This window comes from Saccharopolyspora rosea (assembly GCF_025643595.1).
In the GTDB taxonomy this organism is placed as follows: domain Bacteria; phylum Actinomycetota; class Actinomycetes; order Mycobacteriales; family Pseudonocardiaceae; genus Saccharopolyspora; species Saccharopolyspora rosea.
In genome coordinates this window covers 3,387,412-3,412,934 of sequence record NZ_CP102826.1, presented here as the reverse complement: position 1 = coordinate 3,412,934, position 25,523 = coordinate 3,387,412, and the positions used below count along the sequence as shown (strand labels likewise).

Genomic DNA, 25,523 nt, shown 5'->3' with positions numbered 1-25,523 from the left:
TTGCCATGCAACGAGGAACCGGCGGTGACCTGCTCGTCCAGGTGCTGCGCGACAACGGCGTGGACACCGCGTTCGGCGTGGTCAGCGTGCACAACCTGCCGCTGGTGGAGGCGCTGGCCCGCGATCTGCGGTTCGTGCCGGTCCGGCACGAGGCCGCCGCGGTCAACGCCGCCGACGGGTACGCTCGCGCCGGCGGCGGCCTGGGCGTGGCCGTCACCAGCACCGGCACCGGGGCGGGCAACGCCGCCGGAGCCATGGTGGAGGCGTTGAGCGCGGGCAGCCGCGTGCTGCACGTGACCGGCCAGATCGACTCCGCCCACCTCGGCCAGGGGCGCGGCGTCATCCACGAGACCCGCGACCAGCTGGGGATGCTCACCGCGGTCTCGAAACACGCGGCCACCATCGGCTCCACCGGCGAAGCGGAGGCCGAGCTGCGGCGGGCCGTCCGCAGCGCGCTGACGCTCCCCTGTGGACCGTCCAGTGTGGAATGGCCGATCGACCTGCAGTACGCCCCGCAGCGGTGCGCACCCGCTGCCGCCGAGGAAGGCGAGCCCGCGCCACCGGTCGACGACGCCGCGCTGCGGCGCGCGGCCGAGCTGATCCGCGCCTCCCGACGTCCGCTGCTGTGGGTCGGCGGCGGGGGAGCCGGAGCCCGGCAGCAGCTGCGGGAGTTCGCCGAACGGCTCGGCGCCGGTGTGCTGACCAGCAACTCCGGACGCGGCAGCCTGCCCGAGACGCACGAGCTGGTCATCGGCAACTTCGCCGCGAACCCGGCAGTGGAGCCGCTGCTGGCCGAGGCCGACCTGCTCGTCTCGATCGGCACCCACTTCCGCTCCAACGAGACCCGGCACTACCGGCTGCGGCTGCCGGAACGGCACGTGCAGATCGACGTCGACCCGGCGGCGATCGGACGCGTCCACCCGGCCACCGCCGGGATCACCGGCCCCGCCGCCGAGGTGCTGCGCCGGCTCGGCGGCCTGCTCGACGGCGCCGGCGCGGAACCGGACTGGCGCGCGGCGGTCACCCGCGCCCGGCACGGGGCGCGCGAGCAGCTGCGCGCGGCGATCGGGCCGTACGCGCGGATCTGCGACGCGCTGCGCGGCACGCTGCCGCCGGAGTCGGTGATCGCCCGCGACGTGACCATCCCCTCCAGCCAGTGGGGGAACCGGCTGCTGGACATCCACGACCCGGCCACGAACCTGTTCCCGGTCGGCGGCGGCATCGGCCAGGGGCTGGCCACCGGCATCGGCGCGGCGTGCGCGAGACCCGAGGCCCCCACCGCGGTGCTCGTCGGCGACGGCGGGCTCGCCGTGCACCTGGGCGAACTCGCCACCCTCGCCCAGGAACAGCCGTGGCTGGTGCTCGTGGTGTTCAACGACGGCGGCTACGGCGTGCTGCGCAACATGCAGGACCGGCACGTCGGCAGGCGCAGCGGCGTCGACCTGTTCACCCCGGACTTCGGCCGCCTGGCGCACGCCCTGGACCTGCCGCACGCGCTGGTCAACCGGGCGGACGCGTTCGCCGAGACCTTCGCCAAGGCCGTCGACCACCACGGTCCGTACCTGGTGGAAGTCGACGTCACCGCGCTGGAACCCGCGCCGGTGCCGTTCGTCCCGCCCGTGCACGTGCCGAACTGAGGAGCGGCTGCGATGTCGACCACCGGACACCACCACGCACACGGACCCGCCAACCGCCGACGCCGCGTGCTGCGCACCGCCGCACCGCTGTTCGTCCGGTTCCCGCACGGGGTTGCGCGCGCGGCGGCGGTCGTCCTGCACGACGTCCCCGGGCTGACCGGGGAGATCGAGGACTGCTGCCGAGCTCTCGCCCGCTGCGGCTACGTCACCGCCGCGCCGTACCTGTACTACGAGTGCGGCGGCCGGGAGTTCCGCCCGGACCAGGGCCGCACCGCGATGTCCCGGCTGACCGCCGACGACCTCGCCGCCGACATCGGCGGCGCCCTCGACCACCTGCGCGAGCGCGTCGGCGTGCCGCCGTCGGCCACCGCCGTGCTCGGCGTCGGCATGGGCGGCCACCTGGCGACCTGGGCCGCCGCCGAACACCGGCTCGCCGCCGCCGTGGCGCACCGCCCGCTCGGCGTCGACGCCGCCCCGTGGCCCGGCGCGCCGTCCCTGCCGCAGGCCCTGGCGCGGCTGCGCACCCCGTGGCTCGGGCTGGCCGACGCCGGCGACCCGCTGCTGGCCGTCACCGGCGACGCCGTCGTGCCGCGCGAACTCGGCTGGTGGGACGAAGCCGTGCGCTTCATCGACGCCCGCGTGAACTGACCCGCGGCGGTCGCGGCCGCCGCACCACCCGGCAATTCCGCTGCCATGCCCGGGGGCGTGGCACGTCCCGGAAGGAGGGGCGCATGACCGAAGCAGCCCCACCCGACCTGGCCGCGCGCCAGGACATCGCCGCACGGCTCGAACGGTTGCCGCTGTCCCGGTGGCACGTCACGGTGCGACTGGTCATCGGCGTGGTGACCTTCTTCGAAGCGTTCGACCAGCTGCTCATCGCCTACACGCTGCCGGAGATCACCCGCGAGTGGGGCCTGACCTCGGCGGGCGCGACCAGCGCCCTGACCACCGGATCCGTCGGCATGCTGCTCGGCGCGCTGATCTCCGGACGGCTCGCCGACCGGATCGGCCGGGTCCGGGTGATCGCGGTGTGCGTGGCGGTCACCGCGCTCGGCAGCGTCGGGATGGCGCTGTGCACCTCGCTCGCCCCGTTCCTCGTCCTGCGGTTCGTGCAGGGCCTGGCCATCGGCGGCGAGGTGCCGACCGCCGCGTCCTACATCAGCGAACTCAGCGGAGCGCGGCGGCGCGGCCGCTTCGTGCTGGTCTACGAGGTGGTCTTCCCGGCGGGCCTGGCGGTCGGCGCGCTGGCGTCGGCGTGGATCATCCCGCACTGGGGCTGGCGCGCGCTGTTCGCGCTCGCCGCGGTCCCCGGCGTGGTCGCGGTCCTCGTGCAGCGCCGCGTGCCGGAGTCCCCGCGCTGGCTGGCCGCGTGCGGCCGCACCGCCGACGCCGTGCGGACGCTGGAGCGCATCGAGACCGAGGTCCGCCGCTCGACCGGACGCGACCTGCCGGAGCCCGCCCCGGCGCGACCGGTCACCGGCGGCCGGACCAGCACCCTCGGCGACCTGTTCACCGGCCGGTACCGCCGCCGCACGGCGGTGCTGTGGACGCTGTGGTTCGTCGGCTACCTCGCCAACTACGGCATCACGTCGTGGCTGCCGACGCTCTACACCCGGACCTACGGGATGTCGACGTCCGCGTCGCTGTGGTACAGCACCGCGGCATCGGTCGCCGGACTCGTCGGATGCGTGCTCGCGGCGTTCACAGTGGACAGGTTCGGCCGCCGCGTCGTGCTCGCCGTCGGGCTCGCCGCCACCACCGCTCCGATGTTCGTCCTGGCCGCGCTCGGCGCGACCTCGGCCCCGCAACTGGCGGTGTGGTCGGCGTTGGCGGCGCTGTTCAACTTCGCCGTCAACATCAGCCTCTACCTGTACACGCCCGAGCTGTACCCGACCCGCAGCCGCGCGCTGGGTTGCAGCATGGGCGGCGTCCTCAACCGCCTCGGCCTGATCACCGGCCCGGTCCTGGTCGGCGCCCTGCACGCGGCGACCGGCGACCTGTCGGCGGTCTTCCTGGCACTGGGCGGGATCACGCTCGTCGGCACGGTCGTCACCGCCCTGTTCGCCGAGGAGACCAAGGGCCGCACCCTGGAGGAGCTGTCGCCGTGAACGCGAGCGACCCGTTGCGGGTGGTGCTGCTGGGCACCGCGGCCGGTCCGCACCCGGCGCCGGGCAGGCACGGTGTGGCGACCGCGGTGGTGGTCGGGGAGCGGGTGTACCTCGTCGACGCGGGGCACGCAGCGTTGCGCCGGTACGCGCAGGCCGGGCTCGCGCTGCGGGACCTGCGCGCGGTGTTCGTGACGCACCTGCACTCCGACCACGTCGCCGACCTGCTCAACCTGTTCCTGCTCGGCTGGGGGCCGGCCAACCGGGGCGTGGACCAGCCGGTCCGCGTCCTCGGCCCGGGGCCGGACCCGCGCGACCAGGCGCCCGGCACGGCGGGTCTCGTCCACCACGGCCTGCGGGCCTTCGGCCAGGACATCGGCGTGCGCCTGCGCACCAGCCCGCGCACCCACCCGGCCCGGCTCGCCGACGCGGTCGACGTCACGGCCGGAACCGAACCGGCGGTGGTCTTCGAGGACGACCGCGTCCGCGTGCTCGCGGCGGCGGTGCCGCACCCGCCGCTGCACCTGGCGCTCGGGTTCCGCATCGAGACCGAGCACGGCGTGGTGGCCCTGTCCGGCGACACGGCTCGCAGCGACGTCGTCGCCACCCTCGCCGCCGACGCCGACGTCCTGGTGCACGAGGTCATGGACCCGGCCCACTACCGCGCCCTCGGCTACTCCGCGGAACTGCTGGACTTCCTGGCGTCCTCGCACACCTCGCCGGGCGAGGTCGGCCAGGTGGCCGCGGCCTCGGGTGCGTCCTGCGTCGCCCTGAGCCACATCGGGCCCCCGGATCCGCGCGCCGTCCGCGACGACGACTGGGAACGCCGGGTACGAGCGCGTTTCGGCGGGCGCATCGTGGTGGGCCACGACCTCACCCGCATCGTCCCGGGGCGGTGACGGCGTTCGGTGGTTGTCCACGATGGACGGTCACTGCCGCACCGAACCCGCGGTCAACCCGCCGACCAGGAAGCGCTGCACCAGGTAGAACACCGCGGCCGCGGGGACCGCCACGAGCACCGACGCGGCAGCCAGGTGGCCCCATTCCGCGCGGTTCTGCTGCACGAACAGCTGCATGCCCACGGCCAGCGTCTTGGACCGGTCGTCGCCGGACAGGAACGCCGAGGCGAACGCCACCTCGCTCCACGCCACGATGAACGAGTAGAACGCCGTCACCGCCAGCCCCGGCCGGGCCAGCGGCAGCACGAGCCGCCAGAACACGCCGAACGGCGACAGCCCGTCCACGCGTCCGGCCTCGTCGATGTCCGCGGGGATCGCGTCGAAGTACCCCTTGAGCATGTGGGTGCAGAACGGGATCGCGGTGCTGCAGTACACCAGCACCAGCCCGAGGGCGCTGCCCTGCAACCCCAGGGCGAGCAGGATGTCGTACAGCGGGACGATGAGCACCGCGAACGGGAACATCTGCACCACGAGCAGCGACAGCAGCAACCAGCGGTGCCCCGGGAACCGGAACCGGCTGACCGCGTAGGCGGCGGTGGCCGACAGCAGCACCCCGAGCCCGGTGGTCAGCGCGGCGATGAGCACCGAGTTGCCGAACCAGGTCAGGAACGAGCCGTGGGAACCGGACAGCACGTCCCGGTAGTTGTCCGCGGTGGCGTCGCGGAACAGCGCCGGTGTCGCCTCGACGGCCTCCGCGTCGGGTTTGAACGACACGACCAGCACCCAGCAGACCGGGAACACCGCGATCAGCGAAGCGGTCCCGAGCGCGCCGTGCAGACCCGCGCTGGCCAGCACCGATCTGCGCCGGGGCCGGACCTCCCGCGCGGCGGCCGGGGCCGCGCGCAACGACGTCGTTTCGATCGTCACCTCACCACTCCTCTCCCCGGCGGCTCGTCGCGGCGCGGTGCAGCGCGGCGAACACGAGCAGCACGGACAGGATCAGCACGCCGTAGGTCGAGGCGAGCGCGTAGTCGCGCGTCGCTCCGGAGAAGAACCGCTCGAAGGCGTAGGTCACCAGGATCCGGGTGTGCGGGTTGTCGCCGGTGACCAGGTAGATCACCGGGAACATGTTGAACGTCCAGATCACCCCGAGCAGCACCACGGTCGCCGAGACCGGCCGCAGACCGGGCAGCGTGACGTGCACGAAGCGCTGCCACGGCGACGCACCGTCCACTTCGGCCGCTTCGTGCAGATCCCGGGGGATGGCCTGCAAACCGCCCAGCAGCGCCACCATCATGAACGGCACCCCGAGCCAGACGTTGACCGCGATCACCGACAACAGCGCCAGGTCGGACTGCCCCAACCACACCTGCCCGGGCAGGCCCAGCGCCGCCAGCAACGCGTTCACCGGCCCGTAGCCGGCGTTGAGCAGGTACTTCCAGGCGAACGCGCTGATGAACACCGGCACCGCCCACGGCAGGACCAGCAGCACCCGGTACAGGCCGCGGCCCCGCACGTGCCGGTTCAGCAGCATCGCCAGCGCCAGGCCGATGGCGTAGTGGCAGCAGACGCAGGCGGCGGTCCAGATCGCCGTGCGCCCCAGCGTCGCCCAGAACGACCCGTACGCCGGGGAACCGGAGAGCACGTGCGCGTAGTTGGCGGGCCCGACGAAGTGGTAGGTCGCCGGGCGGCCGAGCACCGGGTTGGCGATCGACGAGTCGTCGACGTCGGTCAGGCTGAAGTACACGCCCTGCACGAGGGGCAGGACGACCAGCACGGCCAGCACCCCGACCACCGGCAGCACCATCGCCACGGCGAACCGGTGCCGCACCAAGGGGGAATCGCGCAGTCGCATGGGGTCTCCCGGAAGACGTGTGGTGAGTGCGTTGCGCGGCGGTGCGAGCTGCGAGACCGCTCAGCGGGGGAGGAAGCGGCTCCGCTGCTCGCGGAACGCCTGCTAGCGCCGCGCGTAGTTCGGCAGGACCTGCTCCTGGTACGTCTCGGCCAGCGCGTCGAGCGCGGCCCGGGTGTCCTGGTGCCCCGCGAGGATGTCGGCGTAGGTGGTGCGCAGCGGGTCGAGCAGTTCCTCGCTCTCCGGGATCCACGGCCGGTCGTGGGCCCGGACCACCAGCGGCCGGAACGCCGCCACGACCGGCTGGCGGGCCACCTCCGGCGCGTCGTAGGCGGAGTCGCGGGTCGGCAGCAGGCCGATCCGCGCGGCGATCCGCGCCTGGTTGCGGGTGCCGCTCATGCACTCGACGAACTTGGTCGCCGCCGCGGTCGCACGGCTGCCCTGCCGGATCACGTAGTCGTGCCCGCCGACCGGAGCCGGACCGGGCACCGGGGCCACGCCCAGGTTCGCCGGGTCGGCGAACCTGCGGGAGCGGCCGAACTCCGGCACGGCCCACGGTCCGTCGACGACCATCGCCACTTCGCCGGAGGTGAAGGCCGCCTTCATGGTGGCGTAGGAGTTCGGCTGGTCCAGGGCGGTGCGCGCGGCACGGGCGTCGAGAAGTTCCCTGGCCTTGCGGACACCGCGCACGCTGCGCGGCGAATTCACGGTGATGGTGCGGGTTCTGGTGTCCACCAGGTCACCGCCGTCGGTGTAGAGGAACGGCAGGGCGTAGTACGCGTCGTTGTTGAGGAAGAGCGCCCGGTCGCCGCCCAGGCGCGGTGCCACCGCCTCCAGCTCGTCCCACGTGCCCGGCGGTCGCACCCCGGCCGCGGCGAGCCACCGCCGGTCGTAGAACAGGGCCAGCGTGTCGATGACCTGCGGGACGGCGTAGGTGCGGCCCGCGTAGCGGGTCGATTCCAGTGCGGCGGGCAGGAAATCGGAGGTGTCGGCGGCCGGGGTGCCCGACAGGTCCCGGATCACCCCGGCGCGGGCCAGCTGGGCGACCCAGCCGACGTCGGCGCGCAGCACGTCCGCGCCCTGGCCGCCCTGGGCGGCGGTCTTGAAGTCGTTGAGCGCCTGGTCGAAGGCGACCGCTTCGACGCGCACCCGGTAGCCGCCGGTGCGGCCGCACTCCTGCGCGATGTCCCGGAACGCGGCGCTTTCCGCCGGACCGCTGGTGTCCCAGTACACGACCTCGTTCGGGTCAGCCGGGCCGGGACCGCAGCCGGCGAGCAGCGCCGCCACCAGGCCCAGGGCGGCGGTGACCGTGGGTCTCATGCCGGGACCTCCTTTGCAAAACCTTGCGGAAGATGGACATCGAATTGCATACCCGGGTGCCGCCGACGTCAAGAATTCGGCGGAAATTTCCGCATTCTGCGAGTTCATCCCGAGCAAGTGCTTGCAAAGACTTTCCGTCCTCGGCAAGATCGGGGTGTCCGGTCCGGTCGGGAGGAGTGACGGGTGGCGGATCTGGCCGACATCGCGCGGGCGGCGAGCGTGAGCCCGTCCACGGTCAGCCGCGTGCTCAACCGGCGCGCCGGCATCAAGGAGGAGACCCGGCAGCGCGTCCTCGAAGTGGTCAACCGGATGCCGCACACCGCGCGCGGCGTCGGGGCGCTGCGGCGCACCGGTGTCCTCGGCCTGCTGGTGCCGGAGCTGTCCAACCCGGTCTTCCCGGCGTTCGCCGAAGCCCTGGAGGTGCGGGCCTCGAATGCCGGGTACGCCTCGCTGCTGTGCAACACCCGCGCGGCGATGACCGAGCGGGACCACGTCCGGATGCTCGGCGCCCGCGGCGTCGAGGGAATGATCTTCGTGTCGCCCGAGATCGCCAATCCCGACAGCGACGAGCGCGCGACCCGCGACTACTACGAGCAGCTGCGCGCCGGGGGAGCCCGCCTGGTCTTCGTCAACGGCGGCGCGCCCTCGCTGGACGTCCCGGACATCACCGTGGACGAACACCTCGCGGGCTACCTGGCCGCGCACCACCTGGTGGAACTCGGCCACCGGCGGATCGGGTTCGTCAGCGGTCCGGCGAGGGCGCTGCCGTCCCGGCTCAAGCGCGCCGGTTGGGCCGCCGCGCTGGAGGAGGCGGGCATCGAGCCGGAACCGGCTCTCGTCGCGCACGCGCCGTTCGGCGCGCAAGGCGGTGAGCGGGCCGCGGCCGAACTGCTCGACACCGCGCGACCGACCGCCGTGCTGTGCTCGTCGGACGTGATGGCCCTGGGCGCGGTGCGGCAGGCCCGCCGGCGCGGTCTGGCCGTGCCCGAGGACCTGTCGGTGGTGGGGTTCGACGACATCCCGCTGGCGTCCTACTGCCAGCCCGCCCTGACCACCCTGGCGCAACCGATCCACGACATGGCCGCCGCGGCGGTCGACGAACTGCTCCGCATGCTCGACCCCGACGTCGCGGACCGCGGTCCGGCGGGGTTCAGCCGCGTGTTCCGCCCGCGGCTGGTCGTGCGGGAATCCACTGCCGCGCCGCGGCGCTGACGCCGGCGCGGACCGACGAAGGAGGTGCGATGTCCGGGTGGTGGCGCGACGCCGTCGTCTACCAGGTCTACGTCCGCAGCTTCGCGGACGGCAACGGGGACGGCGACGGCGACCTGGCGGGGGTGCGCGCCCGGTTGGCGCACCTGGCGTGGCTGGGCGCGGACGCGGTCTGGCTCACGCCGTTCTACCCGTCACCGATGGCCGACGGCGGTTACGACGTGGCCGACCACTGCGACGTCGATCCCCGCTTCGGCACCCTGTCGGACTTCGACGACCTGCTCGCGCACGCGCACCGGCTGGGGCTGCGGGTTCTGGTGGACGTGGTGCCCAACCACACCTCCGACCGGCACCCGTGGTTCACCGAGGCGCTGGCCTCGCCCGGCGGGCCCGCCCGGGACCGCTACCTGTTCCGCGACGGCCGGGGCCCGGACGGCGAGGAACCGCCCAACGACTGGGAATCCGTCTTCGGCGGTCCGGCGTGGACCCGGGTGCCCGACGGGCAGTGGTACCTGCACCTGTTCGCGCCGGAACAGCCGGACCTGAACTGGCGCAACCCCCAGGTCCGCGCGGATTTCCGCAAGGTGCTGGCGTTCTGGCTCGACCGCGGGGTGGACGGCTTCCGCATCGACGTCGCGCACGGCGTGATCAAGCACCCGGACCTGCCCGACACCGGCCTGCGCGAGCAGATCTCGCTGCTGGGGCGCGGGGAACTGCCGTACTTCGACCAGGACGAGGTGCACGAGGTGTACCGCGACTGGCGGCGGCTGTTCGACTCCTACGCGGGCGAGCGGATCGGCGTCGCCGAGGCGTGGGCGTCGACGCCGCAGCGGCTGGCCCGCTACGTCCGCCCGGACGAGCTGCACCAGGCGTTCAACTTCGCCCTGCTGGAGGCCCCGTGGTCGGCGGCGGAGTTCCGGTCCGTGGTGGACTCCTCGCTGGCCACCACCGCCGAGGTCGGCGCCACCACGACCTGGGTGCTGGGCAACCACGACGTGCAGCGCCCGGTGACCCGCTACGGCGGCGGCGCGGTGGGACTGCGCCGGGCCCGCGCGGCGGCCCTGTTCAGCTTCGCGCTGCCCGGGTCGGTGTACGTCCACCAGGGCGAGGAACTCGGCCTGCCCGAGGTGCTCGACCTGCCCGACGAGGCCCGCCAGGACCCGATCTGGGAACGCTCCGGCCGCACCGACCCCGGCCGCGACGGGTGCCGCGTGCCGCTGCCGTGGAACGGTGACGAGCCGCCGTTCGGCTTCGGTGCGAGCCCCGCCACCTGGCTCCCGCAACCGCCGGACTGGGGTGCGCTGAGCGTCGCCGCGCAGCGGGACCGCGCGGACTCGGTGCTCAACACCTACCGGACCGCCCTGGCGCTGCGCAGGGAGCACCCGGCGCTCGGCGACGGCGCGCTGCGCTGGCTCGACGCCCCGCAGGACGTGCTGGTCCTGCGCCGCGAACCGGGTTTCACCTGCGCCACCAACTTCGGCGCCGACCCGGTCCGCCTCGACCTGCCGGGCCACCTGCTGTGCCGCAGCGACGCCGTTCCCACCTGGACCGGCGAACTGCCGGGTGCCACAACGGCGTGGCTCGCCGACTGAGGCTCGAAGCCTGTCCTCGGAGGGGACCCCGGAGCCGAGACGGCCGCTGAGGTTCCGCTACCGGCACCGCCACGCAAAACGAGTTCAAAGACCAGGCTTTGAGGCCGGGCACGTCACGCGTCCAGCTCCACATCGGACAGTGGAATCGCCTGGCACGTCAGGCAGTCCCCGACGGCGGCGTCCACCGTGGACAGATGGGCGACGTCGCCGGTGCGGACCTCGACGCGGCAGGACTCGCAGACCCCCGTGCGGCAGCCGCTGCCGAGCGGGATCCCGGCGGCCTCGGCGGCGTCCAGCAGCGATCCGGAGTCCGGTGTCCAGCGGATCCGCCTGCCGCTGCGGCGGAACCGGACCTCCGCGGGGGCCAGCGACTCGGGGATCTCGACCTCGGTGAAGAACTCCTCGGTGACGACGTCGAAACGGGGCACGCCGCGGGCGACGAGCTGGTCGGTGAGCTCGGCCATCAGGGCGGCCGGGCCGCACAGGTAGACCAGCGGTCGCGCGGCGAGCAGGTCCGCGTCCAGCTCGTCGGCGGTGAACCGGCCGGTTCCCTGGCCGGTCAGGTGCTCGTGCACCGACACCGCGGGCAGTTGCCGGGCGAGTTCGCCCAGCCGGTCGGCCAGCGGTGCGGGTCCGGGCGCGCGGCGGCGGGTGTAGACGATCTGGACCCGCGGCGGGGAGGTCCGCTCGCGGGCGAGGGTTTCCAGGTACCCCAGGAACGGGGTGACGCCGATGCCGCCGCCGATGCACAGCACCGGCCGGTCTCCACGCACGGGCGGGGTGAACACGCCGGTCGGGGCCCGCAGTTCCAGGACGTCGGGCGCGGAGTCGTGCAGGTGCGCGGACATCCGGCCGCCGATGTTCTTCACCGCGATCCGCAGCAGCCCGGAACCCGGTGCGCCGATGAGCGAGTACGCGCGCTGCGCGCCGAGCTCCGGCGCGCGGACCGCGACGTGCTGGCCGGGCCGGAACTCGGGGACCGCGCCGTCGTCGACCGGCCGCAGGGTCAGCGCCACGGCGTCGTTGTCCACCGGGTGGCGGTCGGTGACGCGGAAAGCCCGCCAGCCCGCCCAGTTGCCCGCCGAGGTCTCGTCGTCGCGGCGGACGTCGCAGGCGACGGCGCGCAGCGGGACCGAGCCGCTGACCGGGTCGCGCGTGCTGTCGGAGAGCACGGCGTTGATGTTGCTGGTGCGCTCGCCCAGCGCCGCCAGCCCGGGCGTGCCGGTCGGCGGGGAGTCGTCCCACCAACCGTGTTCGGCGATGACCACGTGCGGGTGCAGGGTGTCGTCGAACCGCACGCGCAGCCGTGCCTGCCCGCGCGGGGTGCGCACGGCGGCCCAGTCGCCTTCGGCGAGGCCGCGTTCGGCGGCCAGCGCGGGGTGGACGTCCACGCCCGGGTCGGGGGAGCGGCGGCGCAGCGAACCCAGCGAGCGCAGCGAGGAATGCGTGAAGTGGCCGTTCTTCGCGGTCGTCAGCACGTACGGGAACGCCGCGTCGCCGGGTCGGACCGGGTCCGGTTCGGTGAACGTCGGCAGCGCGGGCTGGCCGTGCTCGCGCAGCAGTTCCGAGTACAGCTCCACGCGCCGGGTGCGGGTGGCGAACCCGGTGACCGTGCCGTCCGGCCGCTCGGTCGCGTACTCGCGGTCCCGCTGGCTCAGCGGGATGCGCACGCCCTCCGGGTGGCGGCGCAGCTCGTCGACGGTGATGCCCAGCGGGGCGAGCTGGTGGTTCCACCCCGCGTCCAGGTCGCCGTGGAAGAACTCCGCGGCGAGCCCGAGCCGTTCGGCGAGCCCGAACACGATGTCGTAGTCGGAGCGCGACTCCCCGGCGGGCGGCAGCACCCGCGGGCGCAGCTGGACGTGTTCCAGGCCCTCGGCGCTGTTGTCGAAGCCGATCATCAGCCCCTCCCGCTCCGGGGGCGCGCACACCGGCAGCAGGATGTCGGCCGTCCGCGCGGTCGGGTTGGCGAACATGTCGCACTGCACCTGGAAGTCCAGGGCGCGCAGCGCATCCCGGTTGTCCTCCGCCGAACCCTGGGAGACCACCATGTTCGCGCCGAACCCGACCATCGCGCGCACCCGGTAGGGCTCGCCGGACAGCACCGCCCGCCGGAAGTCCCGCGCGGTCACGTGGCCCTGCGCGGGCGGGCCGAGCGGCATCTCCCGGAGGCCGAGGGCCTTCTCGCGCTGCGCCCGCGGCAGGATCGAGAACGGGCCGAGCGCGTTGGTGCGGTGCTCGTCGAGCCAGCGCAGCGCGCCCGGCTGGTCGTAGCAGCCGAGCAGCGCGTACAGCACGCCGATGGCGCGTTCGGTCTGGGTGGCGTTGGTGTGCTGCCCGACGCCGGTCCAGCAGTAGTAGGCGACGCGCCGGTGTTCGGCGAGCAGCGCGTAGAAGTCGGCCACGTCGGCTTCGTCGATCCAGGTGGTCTCGGCGACCCGCTGCGGGGTCCACTTCGCGACGTGCTCGGCGAGCAGGTCCAGCACCGGGCGCGCGGTGCGGCCGTCCGGCATCCGGAACCGGCCGCGCAGCGCCACCGCCTCCGGTGCCCGCAGCGGCCGCGTCGTGTCGTAGCGCCGGGGCGCGCCGGACGCGGTGTCCCACACCAGGAAGTCGCCCTGCTCCCGCAGGAGTTCCCCGGTGTCGTCGACGAGCAGCGGCGCGTTGGTCCAGGCGCGCACGAACTCGGCGTCGTAGGACTCGCCGCGCAGCAGGTGGTGGACCGCGCCGAGCGCGAGCGCGGCGTCGGTGCCGGGCCGGATGCGCAGCCAGCGGTCGGCCTGCTGGCCGCTGCCCGCGCGTTTGGGGTCGACGACGACCACGGTCGCGCCGTCGCGGCGCGCCTCGCCGATCGCGCTGGCCTGCGCGAGCCAGGTGCGCGCGGGGTTGTGCCCCCACAGCACGATCAGCTCGGCGTTGCGGTAGTCCGGCGTGCCGATGCCGCGGCCGTAGGTGAACGCGTGCGCGAAGTTCTTGTGCCAGCCGCAGATCTCGGTGGCGTAGATGATGTTCGGGCTGCCGAAGTGCCGGACGAGCCGGTTCACCCACTCGCTGCCGTCGACCATCGGCGTCCCGCTGGGCGTGGTCACGGCGAACGCGACCGCTTCCGGGCCGCTCTCCGCGCGGATGTCCGCCAGCCGCGCGGCGATCTCGTCCAGCGCCTCGTCCCAGCCGATCGGCACCCAGCCCGGGTCGTCGGCGTCCTTGGGGTTGGTCCGCTTCAGCGGCCGCAGCAGGCGTTTCGGGCTCGCGGTCAGTTCGGGCATCGCCCTGCCCTTGGCGCACAGCGCGCCGCCGGTCGGATGACCGGTCAGCGGCTCGACGGACAGCAGGCGGTCCCCTTCGACCACGGAGACGGAACCGCAGTGCGATTTGCAGAGCGTGCAGTACCCGGGTACTCGACGAGCAGCCACCACGGGAGCCTAACAGCGCCACGACCGCCGGATCCACGGCGAAAGATCTTGTCCTGGACCGTTCGGACCGTGTCTGATGGTGCCATGCGCAGACTGGGTGCCGTGATGCTCGTCACCGCTTTGGCCATCGGATTCCCGGGATCCCCGCCCGCCGAGGCGCACGGCCTCGGCATCGACCTCGATTCGGCGACGATCCCGCAGCTGCAGGACCGGATGGCGCGCGGGCAGCTCAGCGCCACCGCGCTGACCGGCGCTTACCTGCGCCGCATCCGCGACGTCGACCCGCGGGTCCACGCGGTGCTGCGCACCGACCCGACGGCGCTGGCGCAGGCCGCCGCCAGCGACGTCCGCCACCGCACCGGCGCGGTCCGCGGTCCGCTGGACGGAATTCCCGTGCTGCTCAAGGACAACATCGACACGCGCGAGATGCCGACCACGGCCGGCTCGCTGGCGCTGGCCGGGCCCCCGCCGGACGCCGACGCGGTACTGGTGACCCGGCTGCGCGCGGCGGGGGCGGTGGTCCTCGGCAAGACGAACCTGTCGGAGTGGGCGAACTTCCGCGCCGAGCGGCCGACGTCCGGGTGGTCGGCGGTGGGCGGGCAGACGAACAACCCGTACGTGCTGGACCGCAATCCCTGCGGCTCGTCGGCGGGATCGGCCGCCGCGGTCGCCGCATCGCTGTCCCAGGTCGCGATCGGCACCGAGACCGACGGTTCGATCGTGTGCCCGGCCGGGATGAACGGGGTGGTGGGGCACAAACCGAGCCTGGGGGTGGTCAGCGGAACCGGCGTCGTCCCCATCTCGTCCGAACAGGACACCGCGGGTCCCATGGCGCGCAACGTCGTCGACGCGGCGCTGACGCTGTCGGTGCTGCGCGGTGCCGGACCGGACCCCTTCCCGGGCCCGGAATCGTTGCGCGGCAAGCGGATCGGGCTGTGGCGACTGCCGGAGCTGGGTCCCGACGTCGACGCGGTGCTGACCGGTGCGGCCGAGCGGTTCCGCGCCGCGGGCGCGGAGGTCGTCGAGGTGACCCCGCCGCACCAGGACCGGCTCGCCGAGCTGGAGATGCCCGCGCTGCTCAGCGAGTTCCACCGGGACATCGACGCCTACCTCGCCACCCGGCGCGGTCCCCGCGACCTCGCGGAGCTCATCGAGTTCAACCGCACCCACCCGCGGGAGCGCAGCTGCTTCGCCGGTCAGGAGCTCTTCGAGCGCGCGCTGGCCGCACCGCCCACCACCGACCCGCGGTACCGGGCGATCCGCGCGGAGCTCACCGACCTCGCGCGCCGGTCGATCGACGACACCCTGGCGGCCCACCACCTGGACGCCATCGCCGCGCCGACGAACCCGCCGGCGTGGACCACGGACTGCCGCCGCGGCGACAACGACATCATCCCGTCGTCGACGCCGGCGGCCGTGGCCGGTTACCCGTCGGTGTCGGTGCCCGCCGGTTCGATCGGGGAGCTGCCGGTCGGCCTGCTGCTCACGGCCGGTGACCGGCAGGACTTCCGGCTGCTGTCGCTGGCCTCGGCCGCCGAACGGGTGCTGCCCGCCCGGCGCCCGCCCCGCTACCTGCCGACGGGCTGACGCCCTGGCGGTGATCTCGCGGGCGCACCCGCAAGAGCCCGTCTTCGAACTCGTTGCGGGTGGCGGCGCCGGTTGCGAGACCACTCGACGGAAGAGAAAGCGGCTCCGCCGCTCGCCGCGCCTGCTCTGGGTTCGAAGACGGGCGCGCCGGTTCCGCGGAGCGCGCGGATCGCGGTGCGCTCACCCGCGATCCGGGTGCAGCAGGTCCGAGCGGGACAGCAGCACGGTGCCCGCGGCGATCATGAGCGCCCCCGCGACCGAACCCACCAGCCACGGCCCGGTGTAGCCGCGTTCGCCGAACACCGCCAGCCCCCACGCGACCGACACCAGCGGGTTGGTCAGCGTGAACCCGGGCTGGGAGGCGACCAGGTTCCCGGCTTGCAAGGAGTTCTGCAGCAGGAAGAACGACGCCGGGCCCAGTACCACCACACCGTAGGTCTGCCAGGTCGACAGCAGTCCGCCGCCGTTCGCCACGGACGCGCCGATCCCGGCGATGAACGCGGAGTTCAACCCGAACGCGGCGCCGGTGGCGATGCCCAGCAGCGCGGCGCGGTGCTCACGCCGCCCGCGGTAGCCCAGCACCACCAGGACCAGGATCGGCACCAGCGTCACGCACACGCCCAGCGCCCACGCGCCGCCCGACGCCCGGGGATCGCCGCCCTCGGGCGACAGGCATGCCAGGAACACCGCGAGCCCGGCCGAGGCCAGCACGATCGCCGTCCAGTCGTGCCGCGGGATCCGCAGCCGGAACGCCCACGACGCCAGCAGCAGGGTGAACGGCAGCTCGGTGATGAGCAGCGGTTGGACCAGCGCGATCCGCGACACCGAGATCGCCACCGCGTGCAGCACGAATCCCACGATCATGGTCGCGATCCCGAGGATCCACAGCGGGCGCCGCGCCAGGTCGACGATCATGGACAGCGAGAAGCCGGAGGTCTGCTCCTTCGCCTGGCGGCGTTGCAGCACCGAGGCGGTGGCGTTGCACAGCGCGGCCACCAACATCAGGAACACTCCGAGCATCATTCCTCCACGGCCAGCGGACACCCGATCGGATGCTGTTGCCGTACCCGCGACGCGCCGTGCGCAAGCGCGCGGTGACTTCGACGGAACGCGAGAACCTCGCTAGGGTGGGAGTCGCCGTGCTCGCATGCAGGTTGCGAGCGGACCGTCGCCCGACCCGACAGATCGCGGGGTGCTTCGTGACGACGATGACGCATGACTACGGCAGCGCTGACCCGGAAGCAGCGCGCTTCGCCGTGGACCGACCCGACCACGACACGACGGTGGTGGCCGCGTCCGGCGAGGTCGATGCCGCCGCGGTGCCGCGCCTCCGGGAACTGCTGGACCGGATCTGCTCGGACGGCACCCGCACGATGGTGGTCGACCTGTCCGAGGTGACCTTCTTCGGCAGCGACGGCCTGGAGTGGTTGTGCGAGGCGCAGCAGCGCGCCGGCGCCCGGGCGATGGCGCTGTGCCTGGTTCCCGGCAGGCAGGTCGACCGGTTGCTGCACCTGGTCCGGGAGGAGGACCGCTTCCGCAGCTTCGACAGCGTCCCCCGGGCCCTGGGCGCCGTGCGCGGCTGACCGGAGCACCGCGCCATGGCACTCACCTGATCGTGGGTCGCCGATACGGGGGAATCCGGTGGTGGCCGGACGATCGGATCCCGGACCGGGGAGGCGGTGGCCGTGTGGGGCAAGCGGGCGGACATGACCGTGCACGAGGCGGAACCGTTCAACGCCGAGCCGCCCGCCGCGGTGCTCGCCGAGGGCAGCGTGACCGGCACGGACGCGTTCTTCGTCCGCAACCACGGGCCGGTCCCGCGCATCGAACCGGAGCAGTGGCGGCTGCGCGTGACCGGGCGGGTCGCGGAGCCGCTGGTGCTGCCGCTGGCGCAGCTGCGCGCCCGCTTCCCGGTGCACGAGATCGTCGCGACGCTGCAGTGCGCCGGGAACCGGCGCGCGGGGCTGATGCGGGTGCGCGACATCCCCGGCGAGGCCCCGTGGGGTGCCGGAGCGACGTCGACGGCGGTCTGGACCGGCGTGCGGCTGAGCGACGTGCTCGACGCCGCCGGAGCGGCCCGCGACGCCGGGCACGTGGCGTTCGAAGGCACCGACGTGTCGCCGGAGGCGACCCCGCCCCAGCGCTTCGGCGGCTCGATCGCGCTGGCGGCGGCCCACCGCGATGACGTGCTGCTGGCCTGGGCGATGAACGGGGCGCCGCTGCCGGTGGTGCACGGCGGTCCCGTGCGGGTGGTCGTGCCGGGGCAGGTGGGGGCGCGCAGCGTCAAGTGGATCGAGCGGATCACCGTGCAGGACCCGCCCTCGGACAACTACTTCCAGGCGCGTTCGTACCGCCTGCTGCCACCGGAGGCGGACCCGGGCGAGCCGGGAGCGGGGTTCGCGCTGGGGCCCGTCGCGGTCAACTCCGACATCCTCGTTCCCGACGACGGCGCCGAGGTCCCGGCGGGCCCGCTGACCGTGCGCGGCTACGCCTTCGCCGGGGGAGACCGCGGCGTCGCCCGCGTCGACGTCTCGACCGACGACGGGCGGACGTGGCGGCAGGCCGAGCTGGCCGACCCGATCGGCCCGTGGGCGTGGCGGCTCTGGCGGCACCGGCTCGACGTGCGCGCCGGTCCGGTCGAGATCACCGCGCGGGCGTGGGACACCGCCGCGGGCGTCCAGCCCGAGAGCCAGGCGCAACTGTGGAACCCCAAGGGGTACGCCAACAACGCCTGGGCCCGGGTGCGGGTCACCGCGACCCGGGTGTCCGCTGTGGACGGTCCCGGGCGGCGGTGACCCCGGGTCAGCCGAGCAGCCCGGCGGCGCGGGCCCAGCGGTACTTGGCGCCGAGCACCGCGACGGGTTTCTCCGTGGTGTACGGGTGGGCCACGATGCCGTGCTCGTAGAGCACTTCGGCGGCCTTCTCCACCTCGGTGTCCCCGGCCAGCGACACCACCACCGGCTTGTCGTCGCCCGCCGCCCGCGCCTCCTCGACGGCCCGCACGGTCAGCTCGGCGAACACCGCGGGCGGGGTGACGATGGTGTGCCAGTAGCCCAGGACCAGCGCGTGCACCCGGGGGTCCCGGAGACCGAGCCGGATCGTCGCCTCGTAGGTCGCGGGCGGCTCGCCGCCGGTGATGTCGATCGGGTTGCCCGCCGCGCCGAAGGGCGGGATGTGGCGGCGGAACTCCGCGTCGAGATCGGGCGGGATGTCCATCAGCCGCAACCCGTTGGCCACGCACGCGTCGGACAGCAGCACGCCCGACCCGCCCGCCCCGGTGATGATGACGACGTTCTCGCCCCGCGGCGTGGGCAGCACCGGCAGGCCCCGCGCGTACTCCAGCAGGTCCTCCAGCCCGGGGGCGCGGACCACGCCCGCCTGGCGCAGCACGTCGTCGTAGACGCGGTCGTCCCCGGCCAGCGCACCGGTGTGCGACCCGGCCGCGCGGGCGCCCGAGGCGGTGCGCCCCGCCTTGAGCACCACGACCGGTTTCTCGCGGGTGATGCGGCGCGCGGCCTCGACGAATGCGCGGCCGTCCTTGAGGTCCTCCAGGTGCATGGCCACGCAGCGCGTGTTGTCGTCCTCCTCGAAGAAGGTCAGCAGGTCGTCTTCGTCCACATCGGACTTGTTGCCGAGGCCGACGATCGCGGACACGCCCATCCGCGTGGTGCGGCTGAACCCCAGGATCGCCATGCCGATCCCACCGCTCTGCGAGGTCAGCGCGACCTCGCCGCGCACGTCGTAGGGCGTGCAGAACGTCGCGCACAGCTTGCGGGGCGTGTAGTAGTAACCGTAGATGTTCGGCCCGAGCAACCGGATCCGGTGCCTGCGGGCGATGTCGACCACCTCGTCCTGCAACGCCCGCTCGCCGGTCTCGGCGAACCCGGAGGGGATGAGCACCGCCGCCGCGACCCCCTTGCGCCCGCACTCCTCCAACGCAGCGGGCACGTGCTCGGCGGGCACGGCGAACACGGCCACGTCGACCTCGCCGGGCACCTCGGTGACACTGCGGTGCGCCGGGATCCCCATGACCCGGTCCGCCTTCGGGTTGACCGGGTGGATGCGGCCGGTGAAGCCCCCGTCCAGCAGGTTGCGCAGCACCGAGTTGCCGATCTTGCCGTCCTCGTTGGACGCGCCGATCACGGCGATGCCGCGCGGGTCCATCAGCCGCCGCATGGCGGTGCGGATCTCCTCCCGGGAGTGCCGAACCGGTTCGACGGGTTCGGCGTCGGCGAGCACCACCCGCACGTCGGCGGCGCACGCCCCGCCGGCGGTCGCGAACACCGGGTTGAGGTCCAGCTCCCGGATCCGGGGGAAGTCGTGCACCAGATCGGAGACCCGGCGCAGCACGTCGGCCAGCGCGTCGGCGTCGACCGCCGCTCCGCCGCGCGCCCCGCGCAGCACCTCGGCGGCGGCGATGTCGTCGAGCATCGACCGCGCCTGCGGTGGGCTGACCGGCGCGAGCCGGAACGTCACGTCGCCGAGCGCCTCGACCAGCACCCCGCCCAGCCCGAACGCCACCACCTTGCCGAACGTCGGGTCGGTGGTGGCGCCGATGATCACCTCGTGCCCGGTGACCACGCGCTGCACCAGGACGCCGCTGATCACCGGGTCGTCGACGTGCGCGTGCGCGTTGGCCAGCACCGTCCGGTAGCCGCGCCGGACCTCCTCGTCGCCCTCGATCCCGACGAGCACGCACCCGGCGTCGGTCTTGTGCAGGATGTCGGGGGAGACCACCTTGAGCGCGACCGGTCCGCCGAAGGACCGGGCCAGCTCCACCGCCTCCTCGGCGCCCGCGGCCACCGCCTCCTCGGCGGTCGGGATGCCGTAGGCGTCGCACAGCCGCCGCGCCTCCGGTGCGGTCAGCGCGACGCGCCCCCGCGCGAGCGCGTCGTCGAGCACCCGCCGCACCGCGGCTCTGTCGTAGCCCATGGTCAGATCACCCCGTCCGCGCGCAGTCCGGCGAGTTCGTCCGCGTCGAGCCCGAGCCGGTCCCGGTAGACCTCGGCGTTGTGCTCGCCGAGCAGCGGGGACCGCGTCACGCGCACCGGCGAGTCGGACAGCTTGATCGGGCAGCCGACGGTGCGGAACTCGCCGCGCTGCGGGTGGTCGACGGTCACGATCATCCCGTTGTCCGCCAGCGAGGCGTCCTCGATCAGCTCCCTGGTCGACAGCACGGGTCCACAGGGGACGCCCTGTTCGGTGAGCGCGGCCAGCACCGCCCACTTGTCGTGCTGGAGGCTCCACTCCTCGATCATCCCGAACATCTTGTCCAGTTTGGACAACCGAGCTTCCGGGGTGGCCCAGTCGGGATCCTCGGCCAGCTCCGGCCGCCCGATCAACCGCGAGATCGGCGGCCAGCCCTGCGGTTGCACGATCACGTAGACGTAGTCGTTCGGCCCGCCGGGCTTGCACCGCACCGCCCAGCCCGGTTGCCCGCCGCCGGAGGCGTTGCCGGAACGCGGAACCTCCGCGCCGAACGAGGAGTTCGGGTACTCCCGCAGCGGACCGTGCGCCAACCGCTGCTGGTCGCGCAGCTTGACCCGGCACAGGTTGAGCACCGCGTGCTGCATCGCCACCGACACCCGCTGACCGCGCCCGGTGCGCTCGCGCTGGAACAGCGCCGCCAGGATGCCCGCCACGGTGTGGATCCCGGTCCCGGAGTCGCCGATCTGCGCGCCCGTGGCGGTCGGCGGCCCGTCCTCGAATCCGGTGGTGCTCATCGACCCGCCCATCGCCTGCGCGACCACCTCGTAAGCCTTGAAGTGCGTGTACGGCCCCTCGCCGAAGCCCTTGATCGAGGCGTACACCAGCCGCGGGTTGATCTCGCGCAGCCGGTCCCAGCCGAAACCCAGCCGTTCCACGGTGCCCGGGCCGAAGTTCTCCACCAGCACGTCGGAATCGGCGACCAGCCGCGTGAAGATCTCCCGGCCGCGGTCGGACTTCATGTTCAGCGTGATGCTGCGCTTGTTGCAGTTGAGCATCGTGAAGTACAGGCTGTCGGCGTCGGCGACGTCGCGCAGCTGGCGACGGGTGACGTCGCCGGTCGGCGCCTCCAGCTTGACCACGTCGGCACCCAGCCAGGCCAGGACCTGCGTGGCCGACGGTCCGGACTGCACGTGCGTCATGTCCAGCACGCGCACACCTTCCAGAGCGCTCATGGCGGGGCCCCTCACTTGTACATGGTCTGGTTCATCGTTCCCGGCGCGTAGACGTCCGGGTCCAACCACACGTTGACCAGCGACGGTTTGCCGGACTCGCGGGCGCGGCGCAGCGCCGGGCCGATCTCGGCCGGGTCGTGGACCTCCTCGCCGTGACCGCCGAGCATCCGCGCGAACTCGGAGAACGGGACGTCGCCGAGGGTGTTGCCGACGCGGCCGCGTTCCGCGCCGTACTTGGCCGTCTGGCCGTAGCGGATCTGGTTCATCGACGAGTTGTTGCCGACGATCCCGACGAACGGCAGGCCGAAGCGCACCATCGTCTCGAAGTCCCAGCCGGTGAGGCTGAACGCGCCGTCGCCGAACAGGCACACCACCTCGGCTTCGGGGCGGGCGAGTTTGGCGGCCATCGCGAACGGAACGCCGACGCCGAGCGTGCCCAGCGGGCCCGGGTCCATCCAGTGACCGGGCGCCTTGGGCCGCACCACCTGCCCGGAGAAGGTGACCACGTCGCCGCCGTCACCGATGTAGATCGAGTCCTCGGTGAGGAACTCGTCGATCTCGTGCACCAGCCGGTACGGGTCGATGGGGCGGGCGTCGGAACGCAGCCGCGGCAGGCGTTTCCGGTGCGCGGCGGTTTCCACCTCGCGCAGTTCCTGGACCCACTGCTTGCGTCCGGCGGCGCCGTTGCCCGTCCGCCCCGAGCACGCCTGGCGGACCGCGTCGAGCACGGCGCCGGCGTCGCCCACGATGCCCAGGTCGACGTCCCGGTTGCGGCCGACCGTGCGGTAGTCCAGATCGATCTGCACCACCGTCGCCTCCGGCGACAACCGGCGCCCGTAGCCCATCCGGAAGTCGAACGGGGTGCCCACCACGACGATGAGGTCGGCGTGGCCGAACGCGTGGCGGCGCGCCAGCTGGAAGTGCAGCGGGTCGTCCGGCGGCAGCGTGCCGCGCCCGGCGCCGTTCATGAACGCGGGCACCGTCAGCTCGCGCACCAGCTCGACGGCCGCGTCGGTGGCCCGGCACGTCCACACCTGCCCGCCGAGCAGGACGCACGGCCGCTCCGCCCGGGTCAGCAGGTCGGCCAGCCGCTCGATGGCCGCGGGGTCCCCGGCCGACCGGGTCGAGGCCCGGTACGACCGCGGCACCCGCGCGTCCTCCTCCGGCACCCGGGCGTCGAGCACGTCGCGCGGGATCTCCAGGAAGGACGGCCCGGGAGCGCCGTGGTAGCACTCCCGGAACGCCATCGACACCATGTCGGCGACCCGCTCGGTGCGCGGCACGGTGGCCGCGAACTTCGTGATCGGGCCCAGCATGTCCACGTGCGGCAGGTCCTGCAGCGAGCCCATCTTGTGCTGGGCGAGCGCCCCCTGACCGCCGATGAGCAGCATCGGGCTCTCCGCCCGGAACGCGTTGGCCACCCCGGTGACCGCGTCGGTGGTGCCCGGGCCGGCCGTGACCACGGCGCAACCGGGCCGTCCGGTGATCCGCGCGTAGCCGTCCGCGGCGTGCGCGGCGACCTGTTCGTGGCGCACGTCGACGACCTCGATGCCCTCGTCGACGCAGCCGTCGTAGATGTCGATGATGTGCCCGCCGCAGAGGGTGAAGATCGTGTCGATCCCCTCGGCGCGCAGCGCCCGGGCGACCAGATGGCCGCCGGAGACCGTCCTCGGTTCGTCTGCCTGGTCGAGAGATGTCCGGGTCATCGCGTCCCCAATCCCGGTACGGTCGGCGACATACTGCATACCGTATGCCTTCAGAGATACCGCACCCCGGACGCGGATGTCCAGGCTCACGACCCATCGAACGGCGGCTGTCGTGCGCCCGAACCCGGCCGCCAGCATGGAAATCCCCGTCCTCGACCGACGCACCGGGAGGACATCCGTGACCGCAGCCGACTACCGGGCGGCCCTGGAGAAGGTCCTGCGCACCGTCGTCGAACCGCAGGCCGCCGACATCGACGACCGGGGCCGGTTCCCGCGCGAGGCGATCAGCGCGCTCGGCCGGGCCGGCATCCTCGGCCTGACCCTGCCGACGCGCCTGGGCGGACGCGGGCGCGGACTGGCCGAGGCCGCGCACGCCGTCGAACGGGTGGCGCGCTGCTGCGGTTCCACCGCCGCGGTGTTGCAGGCGCACTTCGCGGCGACGGCCGTCCTGGCCCGGCACGCACCGCCCGAGCTGCTCGCCGACATCGCCGCCGGGACGCACCTGAGCACCGTGGCGCTGGCCGAGGCGGGCGGGAATCCCCTCGTCCCGGGCGGGACCTCACGCGCGCACGGTGGCGTGGTGGACCTGCACGCGCGGAAGAACTGGGTGGTCGCGGCGGGGGAGGCCGACAGCTACGTGTGGTCCGCTCCGCCGCTGGGCCCCTCGGGCGCGGCCACGCTGTGGGCGGTGCCCGCCGCCGCGCCCGGGCTGTGCGTCCCGGCCGCCCCGGACGGCGTCGGCCTGCGCGGCAGCGCCTCGGCCACGGTCGTCGCCGACCCGGTCCGGGTGCCCGACTCGGCGGTCCTCGGCGCGGACGGCGCGGGCGCGGAACTCGTGCTGACCGAGGTGCTGCCGTGGTGGCTGGCGCTGGCAGCGGCACTGGCGACCGGACTGGTCGAGGCCGTGGTGCGGCGCTCCCTCGACTGCGCGACCGGTCCGCAACCGTCGTGGTCGCGCTGGCAGCCGCCGCCGACGTGGCAGCCCGACGTCCGCGCCGACCTGGCCCGCATGAGCCTGGCGCTCGACTCGCTGCGCCTGCTGCTCACCGACGCGGTGCAGGCGGCCACCTGGCAGCGCCCCGACGCCCAGCGACGTCTGCTGCAGGTGCGCGCGACGGCCGGGGAGACCGCGGTCCGGGTTGCCGAACTCGGCATGAAGGTGTGCGGGCAGTTCGCGTTCCGCCGGGATTTCGGCATCGAACGCCGCTTCCGCGACGCGCACACCGCGGGCTACGGCCAGCTGCCCACCGACACCGCCCTCGACCACCTCGGGCGCGTGCTGTGCGGACTACCCCTGCTGAGCTGAGTTCCGGTCCAAGTAGCTGCGCCGGGTGTGCTCGGTGTGCGCGCGCATCAGCTCGGCGGCGCGGTCGCCGTCGTGCCGGGCGATGGCGTCGATGAGCGCGGCGTGCTCGTCCCAGGACTTCTTGCCCCGGGCCCGGGCGACCGGCGTGTGGTACCAGCGGACCCGGCGGGCCACCTGGTCGGCGAGTTCCTTGAGGACCCGGTTGCCGGACATGTCGGTGATCCGCGCGTGCAGTTCGGCGTTGGCGTCGACGACCTCGTCGACGTCGTCGGCCCGCAGCGCCTGCACCCCGCGCTTGTGGATCCGGCGCAGCTCGGCGACGCCCTCCTTGGTCGAGTTCTGCGCGGCCAGCCGGGCGGATTCGGCCTCCAGCAGGGTCCGCACGCTCAGCAGCTGGTCGGCCTCCTCCGGCGTCGGGCTGTGCACGAACGCCCCGAAACCGGGCCGCAGGTCGACCCACTCGTCCTTCTTCAGCCATTGCAGCGCCTCGCGCACCGGCTGCCGGGACACGCCCAGCATCTCGGCGAGATCCTTCTCCACCAGGTGGCGGCCGGGTTCGAGCTCGCCGGAGACGATCATCTCCAGGATCGCCTCGTAGACGCTCTCGCGCAGCGGGACCGGCCGCGCGACCTGGCGCTGCACCGGGGGTTTCGAGGGCATCGACATGCGGTTGGCTCCGGGGTCGGACGGGACCGCCGCGGCAGCGGCCCGGTGGTCGTCACCTGCGGCTTTCACCATA

19 protein-coding genes are annotated in these 25,523 nt (G+C 73.6%); 10 read left to right on the top strand and 9 right to left on the bottom strand.

The window, feature by feature from the left end; all coding sequences use genetic code 11:
• The first annotated feature begins 5 nt into the window (after positions 1–5).
• The 4 genes from NV263_RS15875 (at position 6) to NV263_RS15860 (ending at position 4,641) form a co-directional block, all read left to right on the top strand.
• Positions 6–1,637: a thiamine pyrophosphate-binding protein gene (locus NV263_RS15875; RefSeq protein ID WP_263247051.1), complete on the top strand. Its 1,632-nt coding sequence runs from the start codon at positions 6–8 to the stop codon at positions 1,635–1,637.
• Positions 1,638–1,649: 12 nt separating this feature from the next.
• The gene (locus tag NV263_RS15870) at positions 1,650–2,285 is read left to right on the top strand and encodes a dienelactone hydrolase family protein (RefSeq protein WP_263247050.1); all 636 of its coding nucleotides are present in this window, start codon (positions 1,650–1,652) and stop codon (positions 2,283–2,285) included.
• An 83-nt stretch (positions 2,286–2,368) separates the two neighbouring features.
• Positions 2,369–3,745, top strand: a complete 1,377-nt coding sequence (locus NV263_RS15865; RefSeq protein WP_263247049.1) for an MFS transporter — start codon at positions 2,369–2,371, stop codon at positions 3,743–3,745.
• Complete coding sequence (locus NV263_RS15860; protein WP_263247048.1) at positions 3,742–4,641, top strand: MBL fold metallo-hydrolase; 900 nt, start codon at positions 3,742–3,744, stop codon at positions 4,639–4,641. The genes NV263_RS15865 and NV263_RS15860 overlap by 4 nt, the downstream gene beginning before the upstream one ends.
• A gap of 30 nt (positions 4,642–4,671) precedes the next feature.
• On the opposite strand, the gene NV263_RS15855 is transcribed toward NV263_RS15860, so the two are convergent.
• From NV263_RS15855 to NV263_RS15845, 3 genes are all read right to left on the bottom strand, one after another.
• Complete coding sequence (locus NV263_RS15855) at positions 4,672–5,568, bottom strand: sugar ABC transporter permease (protein ID WP_263247047.1); 897 nt, start codon at positions 5,566–5,568, stop codon at positions 4,672–4,674.
• 1 nt (position 5,569) lies between these two features.
• Positions 5,570–6,496 carry a carbohydrate ABC transporter permease gene (locus tag NV263_RS15850; RefSeq protein ID WP_263247046.1) on the bottom strand — a complete coding sequence of 309 codons (927 nt, stop codon included), beginning with the start codon at positions 6,494–6,496 and terminating at the stop codon, positions 5,570–5,572.
• Between the two features lie 102 nt (positions 6,497–6,598).
• Complete coding sequence (locus tag NV263_RS15845) at positions 6,599–7,813, bottom strand: extracellular solute-binding protein (protein ID WP_263247045.1); 1,215 nt, start codon at positions 7,811–7,813, stop codon at positions 6,599–6,601.
• 183 nt (positions 7,814–7,996) lie between these two features.
• Here NV263_RS15845 and NV263_RS15840 point away from each other — a divergent pair, with 183 nt between their 5' ends.
• On the top strand, positions 7,997–9,025 hold the full coding sequence (locus NV263_RS15840) for a LacI family DNA-binding transcriptional regulator (protein WP_263247044.1): 1,029 nt from the start codon (positions 7,997–7,999) through the stop codon (positions 9,023–9,025).
• 29 nt (positions 9,026–9,054) lie between these two features.
• Complete coding sequence (locus NV263_RS15835; RefSeq protein ID WP_263247043.1) at positions 9,055–10,614, top strand: glycoside hydrolase family 13 protein; 1,560 nt, start codon at positions 9,055–9,057, stop codon at positions 10,612–10,614.
• Positions 10,615–10,727: 113 nt separating this feature from the next.
• Here NV263_RS15835 and NV263_RS15830 read toward each other — a convergent pair whose 3' ends face one another.
• A complete protein-coding gene (locus NV263_RS15830) occupies positions 10,728–14,024 on the bottom strand; it encodes a molybdopterin-dependent oxidoreductase (RefSeq protein WP_397545603.1) in 3,297 nt (1,098 codons plus the stop codon).
• An 84-nt stretch (positions 14,025–14,108) separates the two neighbouring features.
• Here NV263_RS15830 and NV263_RS15825 point away from each other — a divergent pair, with 84 nt between their 5' ends.
• Positions 14,109–15,611, top strand: coding sequence for an amidase family protein (locus NV263_RS15825; RefSeq protein ID WP_263247041.1), 1,503 nt, complete (start codon positions 14,109–14,111; stop codon positions 15,609–15,611).
• A 180-nt stretch (positions 15,612–15,791) separates the two neighbouring features.
• Here the strand turns inward: NV263_RS15825 and NV263_RS15820 are convergent, their stop codons facing one another.
• On the bottom strand, positions 15,792–16,634 hold the full coding sequence (locus NV263_RS15820; protein WP_263247040.1) for a DMT family transporter: 843 nt from the start codon (positions 16,632–16,634) through the stop codon (positions 15,792–15,794).
• A 185-nt stretch (positions 16,635–16,819) separates the two neighbouring features.
• Here NV263_RS15820 and NV263_RS15815 point away from each other — a divergent pair, with 185 nt between their 5' ends.
• Both NV263_RS15815 and NV263_RS15810 read left to right on the top strand, forming a co-directional pair.
• Entirely contained in the window at positions 16,820–17,194 is a 375-nt protein-coding gene (locus NV263_RS15815) for an STAS domain-containing protein (RefSeq protein ID WP_263247039.1), read from the top strand.
• A 102-nt stretch (positions 17,195–17,296) separates the two neighbouring features.
• Positions 17,297–18,406 carry a sulfite oxidase gene (locus NV263_RS15810; RefSeq protein ID WP_263247038.1) on the top strand — a complete coding sequence of 370 codons (1,110 nt, stop codon included), beginning with the start codon at positions 17,297–17,299 and terminating at the stop codon, positions 18,404–18,406.
• 7 nt (positions 18,407–18,413) lie between these two features.
• Here the strand turns inward: NV263_RS15810 and NV263_RS15805 are convergent, their stop codons facing one another.
• The 3 genes from NV263_RS15805 to NV263_RS15795 are packed head-to-tail and all read right to left on the bottom strand — an operon-like array spanning position 18,414 to position 23,478.
• Positions 18,414–20,543, bottom strand: a complete 2,130-nt coding sequence (locus tag NV263_RS15805; protein ID WP_263247037.1) for an acetate--CoA ligase family protein — start codon at positions 20,541–20,543, stop codon at positions 18,414–18,416.
• Between the two features lie 2 nt (positions 20,544–20,545).
• Positions 20,546–21,772, bottom strand: a complete 1,227-nt coding sequence (gene frc, locus NV263_RS15800) for a formyl-CoA transferase (RefSeq protein ID WP_263247036.1) — start codon at positions 21,770–21,772, stop codon at positions 20,546–20,548.
• An 11-nt stretch (positions 21,773–21,783) separates the two neighbouring features.
• Positions 21,784–23,478, bottom strand: a complete 1,695-nt coding sequence (locus tag NV263_RS15795) for a thiamine pyrophosphate-binding protein (protein ID WP_263247035.1) — start codon at positions 23,476–23,478, stop codon at positions 21,784–21,786.
• Positions 23,479–23,656: 178 nt separating this feature from the next.
• Between NV263_RS15795 and NV263_RS15790 the strand changes: the two genes are divergently transcribed.
• Entirely contained in the window at positions 23,657–24,784 is a 1,128-nt protein-coding gene (locus tag NV263_RS15790; protein ID WP_263247034.1) for an acyl-CoA dehydrogenase family protein, read from the top strand.
• On the opposite strand, the gene NV263_RS15785 is transcribed toward NV263_RS15790, so the two are convergent.
• Positions 24,767–25,450 (bottom strand): GntR family transcriptional regulator, encoded by a 684-nt coding sequence (locus NV263_RS15785; RefSeq protein WP_263247033.1) that lies wholly within the window; start codon positions 25,448–25,450, stop codon positions 24,767–24,769. The genes NV263_RS15790 and NV263_RS15785 overlap by 18 nt on opposite strands.
• Positions 25,451–25,523 lie beyond the last annotated feature (73 nt).

Excerpts from the sequence above, each read along its gene's own strand:
- NV263_RS15845 (WP_263247045.1), bottom strand. The coding sequence starts at position 7,813 with ATGAGACCCACGGTCACCGCCGCCCTGGGCCTGGTGGCGGCGCTGCTC.
- frc (WP_263247036.1), bottom strand. The coding sequence starts at position 21,772 with ATGAGCGCTCTGGAAGGTGTGCGCGTGCTGGACATGACGCACGTGCAG.
- NV263_RS15835 (WP_263247043.1), top strand. The coding sequence starts at position 9,055 with ATGTCCGGGTGGTGGCGCGACGCCGTCGTCTACCAGGTCTACGTCCGC.
- NV263_RS15850 (WP_263247046.1), bottom strand. The coding sequence starts at position 6,496 with ATGCGACTGCGCGATTCCCCCTTGGTGCGGCACCGGTTCGCCGTGGCG.
- NV263_RS15825 (WP_263247041.1), top strand. The coding sequence starts at position 14,109 with ATGCGCAGACTGGGTGCCGTGATGCTCGTCACCGCTTTGGCCATCGGA.
- NV263_RS15805 (WP_263247037.1), bottom strand. The coding sequence starts at position 20,543 with ATGGGCTACGACAGAGCCGCGGTGCGGCGGGTGCTCGACGACGCGCTC.
- NV263_RS15865 (WP_263247049.1), top strand. The coding sequence starts at position 2,369 with ATGACCGAAGCAGCCCCACCCGACCTGGCCGCGCGCCAGGACATCGCC.
- NV263_RS15815 (WP_263247039.1), top strand. The coding sequence starts at position 16,820 with ATGACGCATGACTACGGCAGCGCTGACCCGGAAGCAGCGCGCTTCGCC.
- NV263_RS15820 (WP_263247040.1), bottom strand. The coding sequence starts at position 16,634 with ATGATGCTCGGAGTGTTCCTGATGTTGGTGGCCGCGCTGTGCAACGCC.
- NV263_RS15875 (WP_263247051.1), top strand. The coding sequence starts at position 6 with ATGCAACGAGGAACCGGCGGTGACCTGCTCGTCCAGGTGCTGCGCGAC.
- NV263_RS15795 (WP_263247035.1), bottom strand. The coding sequence starts at position 23,478 with ATGACCCGGACATCTCTCGACCAGGCAGACGAACCGAGGACGGTCTCC.
- NV263_RS15785 (WP_263247033.1), bottom strand. The coding sequence starts at position 25,450 with ATGTCGATGCCCTCGAAACCCCCGGTGCAGCGCCAGGTCGCGCGGCCG.
- NV263_RS15870 (WP_263247050.1), top strand. The coding sequence starts at position 1,650 with ATGTCGACCACCGGACACCACCACGCACACGGACCCGCCAACCGCCGA.